The following is a 7,564-nucleotide window of genomic DNA, read 5'->3' on the forward strand; positions in this document are numbered from 1 at the left end:
CGGGGTCCTGTCGTATGGTCGATCCCCGGCCACGATGGGCCGCCTGCGGTCAGGAGAAAGAACGATGCGCCGTCTGCTCGCCGTCACCGTGGTCACCGCTGTCCTCTCCGCCGGCGCCGGGTGCGCGGCCGAGCGGCCGGAGCGGGCCGTCCCGACCGGCGCCGCCACGCCGGGTGGTCCCACCGCCGGCCCGGCGGGCGGAACGACCGGTGCCGGGCCGGGGGCCGGCAGCGGGGCGGCCGGCGGCAACGCGCCCGAGGTGTGCGCCGCCGCACAACGCGCCGGCGAGACCGCCGTACGGACGTACGTCGAGGAACTCGGCAAGATGGTCGCGGCGGTCGGGGCGAACGACCAGGCCTCGGCCCAGGCCGCCCGCGAGCGCGTCTCCGCCGCGCTGACCGACTGGCGGGGCGCGCTGCGGCGCGAGTCGACCCGGGCAGAGGACGCGCAGCTCAAGACGCTTCTCGCGGACATGGCGGCGGAGGTCGGCACGCTGGGCACCGACGTCGACTCGATCGACGAGACCGAGCTCGACCGGCTCCGGCAGCGCCTCGACCAGCTCTGCGCCCGCTGACCGGCGGCCCGGTTTGGGCGTCGCCCCTGCCATGGCGTACGCTTGCCTGCGGTGCACTTTTGTGTGCCGAGTTCCCGCGTGCCCGCGCCGCCGTGCCACAGCTACCCGGCGAGCCGCCGAGGGAACACCCGCCAGCAGCCTCAACGACAGGGAGTCCGCCTCCGATGTACGCGATCGTCAAGACCGGCGGCAAGCAGTACAAGGTCGCCGAGGGCGACGTGATCGAGGTCGAGAAGCTCGTCGGTGCCCCCGGCGACGCGGTGAAGCTCACCGCGGTGCTCCTCGTCGACGGTGACGACCTGGTGACCGACGCGGCGAAGCTTGCCAAGGTCGCGGTGTCCGGCGAGATCGCCGCGCACACCAAGGGCCCGAAGATCCGGATCCACAAGTTCAAGAACAAGACCGGCTACCACAAGCGCCAGGGTCACCGCCAGCCGTTGACCCAGGTCAAGGTGACCGGCATCTCCAGCGGGAAGTAGGTCGTCCTCAGATGGCTCACAAAAAGGGTGCGTCCAGCTCGCGCAACGGTCGTGACTCCGCGGCCCAGCGGCTCGGCGTGAAGCGCTTCGGTGGTCAGGTCGTCAGCGCGGGTGAGATCCTCATCCGTCAGCGTGGCACCAAGTTCCACCCCGGTGACCTGGTCGGCCGCGGCGGAGACGACACGCTCTTCGCGCTGGCCGCCGGTGCGGTCCAGTTCGGCACCAAGCGCGGTCGCAAGACCGTCAGCATCGTGCCGCAGCAGTAGTCTTCCGGCGAAGCGGGCCGCGGACCTCGTGTCCCGGCCCGCTTCGCCTTTTCTCGTGCGGGGCGTGAACCTCGCTGGAAGGATTGACGCCCGTGGCGACGTTCGTTGACCGGGTCGTCCTGCACCTGCAGGCCGGCGATGGCGGGCACGGTTGTGTCTCGATCCACCGGGAGAAGTTCAAGCCGTTCGGGGGCCCCGACGGCGGCAACGGTGGACACGGCGGCAGCGTGTCCCTGGTGGTCGACCCGCAGGTGACGACCCTGCTCGACTTCCACTTCCGCCCGCACGTGAAGGCCGAGAACGGCAAGGGCGGCGCCGGGTCGAACCGGGACGGCGCGAACGGCCGCCAGCTCGAGTTGAAGGTGCCGAACGGCACAGTGGTGCAGGCGCCCGACGGCACGGTGCTGGCTGACATGGTCGGTGCCGGCACGACCTTCGAGGTGGCCCGGGGCGGGCGCGGCGGCCGGGGCAACGCGTCGCTGGCCAACGCCCGGCGCAAGGCCCCCGGCTTCGCCGAGCTGGGCGAGCCCGGCGAGCGGCTCGACGTGGTCCTGGAGCTCAAGAGCGTCGCCGACGTCGGCCTGGTGGGCTACCCGTCGGCCGGCAAGTCGTCGCTGATCTCGGTGATCTCCGCCGCCAAGCCGAAGATCGCGGACTACCCGTTCACCACCCTGGTGCCGAACCTGGGCGTGGTCCGGGTGGACAACCACACGTTCACCGTCGCCGACGTGCCCGGCCTGATTCCCGGAGCGGCCACCGGCAAGGGGCTCGGCCTGGAGTTCCTCCGGCACATCGAGCGGTGTGCGGTGCTGGTGCACGTCATCGACACCGCCACCCTGGAACCCGGCCGGGACCCGGTGGCCGACATCGACACCATCGAGGCCGAGCTGACCGAGTACGGCGGCCTGGCCGACCGCCCCCGGCTGGTGGCGCTGAACAAGGTCGACGTGCCCGACGGCCGGGATCTGGCCGACATCGTCCGCCCCGACCTGGCGGAGCGCGGCTTCCGGGTGTTCGAGGTCTCCGCGGCCACCCGGGAGGGGCTCAAGGAGCTCACGTACGCCATGGCGGAGCTGGTGGAGGAGGGGCGCAACGCCGCGCCACCGGCCGAGCCGACCCGGATCGTGATCCGGCCCAGGGCGGTCGACGACGTCGGCTTCACCATCGAGGCCGCGCCGGACGGCGCCTGGGTCGTGTGCGGGGTGCGTCCCGAGCGGTGGGTGCGGCAGACGAACTTCGACAACGACGAGGCGGTCGGCTACCTCGCCGACCGGCTGGCCCGCCTGGGCGTCGAGGAGAAGCTGGGCAAGGCCGGCGCGGAGCCGGGTGACCTGGTCCGGATCGGCGAGCGGGAGTTCGACTGGCAGCCGACCCTCTACGCGGGTGCCGACTTCATCCCGGGCAACCGGGGCACCGACGTCCGGCTGGAGGAGAAGTCCACCCGGGCGTCGGCCGCGGAGCGGCTGGCGGCCCGCAAGGCCCGCCGTCAGCGTCCGGCCGACGAGGTCGAGCCCGGCCCGTCCGGGGAAGCCGGTCCGGTCCTCGCGGACGACTCCGAGGAGGGCAGCCGACCCGTGGGTCTCCCGGAGGACGACGCCGAATAGCTCGTCGCTCTCCGTGAGCGGGTCGATTGCCGGAAACCTGCCCGAAACCCCCTCCAGTTAGCGTGGCCTGATGCTGATCGAGTCACGCCCCGTCACCGATCCGGAGATCGACGCCCTGGTCACCGCCCAACAGCGCGAGCTGCGGGAGGCCGACGGCGGGCTGGACGGCCAGGCGACCGTCACCCACGACGACATCCGCTACCTGGTGGTGGTCGCCGACGGGCGGGCGGTCGCCTGCGGTGGGATCCAGGCCCTCGACGACGGTGCCGGCGAGCTGAAGCGGATGTACGTCCGCCCCGCGTACCGGGGGCGGGGCGTCGCCCGGCAGTTGCTCACCGCGCTGGAGGAGTTGGCCTACCAGCAGGGGCACGCGGTGGTGCGCCTGGAGACCGGCACCTACCTGCCGGCCGCGATCGGGCTCTACACCTCCAGCGGGTACGAGCCGATCCCGGTCTACGGCGAGTACGTGGACAACCCGTACAGCGTCTGTTTCGCCAAGCGGTTGAGCGTGCCGGCCTGACGGCGCCCGACCTCGGCGCCGGACGCGCGCCGGGTCGCGGCCGGCGCTCAGTCGCCGGTGTGCGCGTGCGCGGCGGTGACCGGCTTCGACTCCGGCGACCCGTGCTGCCGCAGGAAGACGCTCAGCACGATCAGCGTGCCGACCGCGAGGAACTCGCTCTGCCAGTTCTGCATCGACTGGAACCAGAACTCGCTGGTGCCGAGGAAGTCGAGGACGCCGATCGGCGGCTCCCCGCTCTGCAGCGCCTGCTGCTCGTTGTACTCGGCGGTCCCGCCGAGCAGGTGGCCGACGAACGAGCCGGCGAAGATCAGCAGCAGCGCGATGGAGAGGCTGTTGCGGTAGACCACCAGGGGGAACCCGCCGACGCGTACCGGCCAGGGGGAGTGGGCGGTGGCCCGCCGTTCGTCGTCCTCGGGCCGGTCCGTCTGCCCGACCGGCTTCGACTCCGCCGACCCGCGCTGCACCAGGTACGCGGTGAGCAGGACGTAGCCGCCCATCTGGAGGAACTCCGACTCCCAGTTCTCGAAGACCGACTCGATGAAGTGCCCGCTGCGCAGGTATCCGGCCCAGGTGGCCGGCGCGGCCCCGAACTCGGCCAGCTCCTCGTTGTACGCGTGCCAGCCGAACACGCTCTGCAACGCCAGGAAGACGAGGAACGCGCCGAACATGGCGACGGTCAGCGCGTTGTCACGCAACCATCTCGGCATGGCGACCTCCTCGGCAACGGTCCGTACTCCTCGTTGCCCTGGCGGCAGATCGGCAAACATCACGGTTGGGGCCCGGACCAGGGACGCCGGGGTCGAGGGCCGCCCGGAGGCGGGGCGTTCCGGGGCGGAGGCCGCCGGGTCCTGGCGCCCGGATCAGGGGCGGTCGAAGGGGTTGTCGAGCCGGGTGCCCGTGCCCACCCGGTTGGAGAGCAGCAGGCCGAGGGCGAGCATGCCGAAGCCGAGGAACAGGTGCAGCCAGTTGTCGGCGTCGTTGACCGGGATGAAGTTGGCCGCGCTCTCCCGGTCGATCGCGAAGCCGTACAGCCAGAGGCCGAGGTAGAGGGCACCGCCGCCGGCGAGGAAGACCCGGGCCCCGCCGACGCTCCGGGCCAGCAGCAGGCCGGCCAGCCCGAAGCCCAGGTGCAGCGCGTTGTGCAGGATCGACACCTGGAAGAGGCCGAGCAACCGGGCCTCGGAGTGGTGACCGGCGAATGTCATGTCGCCATAGCCGGTGGTGATGCCCGGGACGAAGCCGAGCACCCCGAGCAGGACGAACAACCCGGCCACGGCCACGGCGGCGAGCTGCACCCGCGGCTTGCGGCCGGGCGGGCCGCCACGTGCGTTCCGTGCCATCGATGTCACCTCCGTGGAGCCGCGGAACGCCCTGCCCGCGGTGCCGGTCGCGGAGGTCGATGCCATCACTCTCCGCGACGAAATCAACACCCAACCCGACGATCCTCCATTTTGTAGTCCCTCGACGGCGGGGCGCAGGAGAAGTCACGAACGAGGTATGGGACGGGCGACGGAGGGTAGGTCGAAGGAGGCGCCGGCAGTAACGACCGGCGCGTTTCCCCAGTACAACCACGACGACTTCCCGAGCGGAAGGGACATCATGGCCTACGATCTGTCACCCACGACTTCCACGTACGGACCGGAATCGACGAACGGCGGCGGTGTCCGCGAGCAGGCCCGCCAGGTCGGCTCGGAGGCCCGGCAGGCCGGCGGCGCGGTCGCCGGGACCGCCAAGGAACAGAGCCGGGAGGTCGCCGGCGAGGCGAAGCGCCAGGCGCGCAACCTCTACGGCGAGGCCCGCAGCCAGCTCGCCAGCCAGACCGGCGAGCAGCAGCGGCGCGCCGCCGGCGGGCTCCGCTCGCTGGCCGACGAGATGCGCACGATGGCCGAGCAGGGCGGCCAGGCCGGCCCGGTGAGCGAACTCGCCCGCCAGGCCGCCGACCGCGTGCACGGCGTGGCCGGCTGGCTGGAGCAGCGCGAGCCCGGCGACATCATCACCGAGGTACGCGACTACGCCCGCCGCAACCCGGGCACCTTCCTGGTCGGCGCCGCCGTGCTGGGCGTCCTCGCCGGCCGGCTGACCAAGAACATCTCGGCCGGCGACGGCCAGGGCGCCAACGGTCGCCACGGTGCCGACTACGACCCGGAGCGGACGGCGGTCATCCCGACCCCGCCCACACCGCGTGCGGTACCGGACGCCGTGCCGCCGGGCGGTTACCTCGACCCGACCCCGGGCGCGTACGCCGACCCGCAGGCCACCACCAGCTACGCCGACCCCGCCGGCGGCGTCGGCCAGCCGCTGCCGCCGGTGACCCAGACCGACCCGCTGCCGGGCGTCCCGTCGACCGGGGCCCCCCGTCCGTGAGCCCACGAATCACCCGAAGGGAGGCGGCGGCATGAGCATGCCGACGCAGGGGGCGGGGCTGAACTCCGGTCACCACCACCACGACGCGGACGAGGTCAGGGGCAGCACGATCGGTGAGCTGATGCGCCAGGTCACCGGCGACCTGTCCACCCTGATGCGGCAGGAGGTCGAGCTGGCCAAGGCCGAGATCCGCCAGGAGGGCAGGAAGGCGGGCAAGACCGCCGGCTTCTTCGGCGGTGCCGGCTTCGGTGGCTACATGGTGGCCCTCTTCCTCTCGCTGGCCCTGTGGGCCGGGCTGTCCAACGTGCTGGACGCCGGCTGGGCGGCCCTGATCGTGGCCGTCATCTGGGGCGCGATCGCCGCGGTCCTCTACGCCAAGGCCAAGAGGAGCGCCGAGCAGATCCGCGGCCTCCGGCAGACCAACGACAGCGTGCAGCGGATTCCCGACGCGCTCAAGCCCCACCCGCAGGAGGTCACCCGATGAGCACCGACCCGGACCAGATCCGCCGGGAGATCGAAGTCACCCGCAACAACCTGAGCTCCGACGTGGACGTGCTGGCGTACAAGGTCAGCCCCGCCCGCATCGTCGACGACCGCAAGCAGCGGGCCCGCAACGCACTGCAGAATGTGAGGGACAAGGTGATGGGAACCGCTTCCGACCTGGGTCACAGCACCAAGCACGGCGCCCACGCGGTGGGCGATCACGCCTCCTCGGCGGCGTCCACCGTGAGCGACAAGGCCCATTCGGCCGCCTCGACGGTGAGCGACGCCGCGCACCGGGCCCCGCACGTGATCCGGCAGAAGTCCGAGGGCAATCCGCTGGCCGCCGGCCTCATCGCCTTCGGCGTCGGCTGGCTCGCCTCCTCGTTGATCCCGGCGACGCGCCGCGAGCAGCAGGTGGCGACGCAGGTCAGGGAGAAGGCCGGCGAGCACGCCGGGGTGGTGAAGGAGAAGCTGGGCGAGGTCGCCAGCGAGCTGAAGGAGGAACTGCGCGAGCCGGCGCAGCACGCCACCGAGTCGGTCCGGTCCACCGCCCAGGACGCGGTGCACGCCGTCAAGGACGACACCCGCTCCGCAGCGCACGACGTGCGGGACCAGGCACACCAGTCCCGCGCCCAGGCGCGGTACTGACCGACCCACCCACCGCAGCACAGCTCGCGGCCACCCGGCCTCTCCCGGAAGTGGCCGCGAGCTGCTGTACACCCCCTCGCCCCCCGGCTCTCGCGATCTTGCACTTTCGGCCCGGGGTTCGCGGCTTTTCTGCCGAATGCCGGGGCAGAAAGTGCAAGATCGCGAGAGCGGGGCCGGGGCGGGGGCGGCTGGACCGGGCCCTGGCCGAGTGGGCGGTTCTGGAGCAACTCGACGGTGACCGGTGGCGCTGCGTGGCGCGGGATCCGGCTGGTGGAGGCGTCGAGTGGCGGGCGGAGATCACCGTCGAGGGCCCCGGGCGGCTGCGCTGGCGGGTGACCGACGGGCCTGAGCAGGAGGGCACGGTCCGGCTGACGCCGGCGCCCCGGGACCGGGGCACGGAGATCCGCGCCGAGCTGCGGTGGCGCTCCGGTCCGCTGCGCCGGGCGTTCGGGCTCGTCCGCGGCGAGATGTTCGAGAAGAAGGAGGACGGCTGCCTGCGAAGCGTCCTGCACCCGGCCTGAGCGGACGCCGGGTCGAGTCCGGCCGCCTCGACCCGGCCGCGGAGACCGTCGTCTTCAACACCGGCGAGGGCCTCAAGACCATCGACGCGGTGGCCGCCCAGGTCG

The 7,564-nt window shown here is 72.4% G+C and carries 11 protein-coding genes; 9 read left to right on the plus strand and 2 right to left on the minus strand.

All coding sequences use genetic code 11. The features are described from left to right. Window positions 1-64 precede the first annotated feature (64 nt). From ABZ809_RS32990 to ABZ809_RS33010, 5 genes are all read left to right on the plus strand, one after another. Window positions 65-574 carry a hypothetical protein gene (locus ABZ809_RS32990; protein ID WP_357566569.1) on the plus strand — a complete coding sequence of 170 codons (510 nt, stop codon included), beginning with the start codon at window positions 65-67 and terminating at the stop codon, window positions 572-574. A 164-nt stretch (window positions 575-738) separates the two neighbouring features. Then, window positions 739-1,053, plus strand: a complete 315-nt coding sequence (rplU, locus tag ABZ809_RS32995) for a 50S ribosomal protein L21 (protein ID WP_088975625.1) — start codon at window positions 739-741, stop codon at window positions 1,051-1,053. Between the two features lie 11 nt (window positions 1,054-1,064). Beyond that, window positions 1,065-1,319 carry a 50S ribosomal protein L27 gene (gene rpmA / locus ABZ809_RS33000; RefSeq protein WP_088975624.1) on the plus strand — a complete coding sequence of 85 codons (255 nt, stop codon included), beginning with the start codon at window positions 1,065-1,067 and terminating at the stop codon, window positions 1,317-1,319. A 92-nt stretch (window positions 1,320-1,411) separates the two neighbouring features. Further along, the gene (gene obgE, locus ABZ809_RS33005) at window positions 1,412-2,923 is read left to right on the plus strand and encodes a GTPase ObgE (protein ID WP_357566570.1); all 1,512 of its coding nucleotides are present in this window, start codon (window positions 1,412-1,414) and stop codon (window positions 2,921-2,923) included. Window positions 2,924-2,993: 70 nt separating this feature from the next. Further along, window positions 2,994-3,443, plus strand: coding sequence for a GNAT family N-acetyltransferase (locus ABZ809_RS33010; RefSeq protein WP_357566571.1), 450 nt, complete (start codon window positions 2,994-2,996; stop codon window positions 3,441-3,443). 47 nt (window positions 3,444-3,490) lie between these two features. Here the strand turns inward: ABZ809_RS33010 and ABZ809_RS33015 are convergent, their stop codons facing one another. Both ABZ809_RS33015 and ABZ809_RS33020 read right to left on the minus strand, forming a co-directional pair. Then, window positions 3,491-4,150 (minus strand): DUF6766 family protein, encoded by a 660-nt coding sequence (locus tag ABZ809_RS33015; protein ID WP_357566572.1) that lies wholly within the window; start codon window positions 4,148-4,150, stop codon window positions 3,491-3,493. Between the two features lie 153 nt (window positions 4,151-4,303). Beyond that, window positions 4,304-4,783 carry a DUF4383 domain-containing protein gene (locus ABZ809_RS33020; RefSeq protein ID WP_357566573.1) on the minus strand — a complete coding sequence of 160 codons (480 nt, stop codon included), beginning with the start codon at window positions 4,781-4,783 and terminating at the stop codon, window positions 4,304-4,306. Window positions 4,784-5,042: 259 nt separating this feature from the next. Between ABZ809_RS33020 and ABZ809_RS33025 the strand changes: the two genes are divergently transcribed. The 4 genes from ABZ809_RS33025 to ABZ809_RS33040 all read left to right on the plus strand — a co-directional run bounded on the left by ABZ809_RS33025 (window position 5,043) and on the right by ABZ809_RS33040 (window position 7,459). Next, complete coding sequence (locus ABZ809_RS33025; RefSeq protein WP_357566574.1) at window positions 5,043-5,807, plus strand: hypothetical protein; 765 nt, start codon at window positions 5,043-5,045, stop codon at window positions 5,805-5,807. Between the two features lie 31 nt (window positions 5,808-5,838). Further along, window positions 5,839-6,291, plus strand: a complete 453-nt coding sequence (locus ABZ809_RS33030) for a phage holin family protein (RefSeq protein WP_357566575.1) — start codon at window positions 5,839-5,841, stop codon at window positions 6,289-6,291. Then, window positions 6,288-6,938 (plus strand): DUF3618 domain-containing protein, encoded by a 651-nt coding sequence (locus ABZ809_RS33035; protein WP_357566576.1) that lies wholly within the window; start codon window positions 6,288-6,290, stop codon window positions 6,936-6,938. The genes ABZ809_RS33030 and ABZ809_RS33035 overlap by 4 nt, the downstream gene beginning before the upstream one ends. Window positions 6,939-7,189: 251 nt before the next feature. After that, entirely contained in the window at window positions 7,190-7,459 is a 270-nt protein-coding gene (locus tag ABZ809_RS33040) for a hypothetical protein (protein WP_357566579.1), read from the plus strand. Window positions 7,460-7,564: the final 105 nt, after the last annotated feature.

The sequence above is a fragment of the Micromonospora sp. NPDC047074 genome, assembly GCF_040643815.1.
Lineage (GTDB): Bacteria > Actinomycetota > Actinomycetes > Mycobacteriales > Micromonosporaceae > Micromonospora.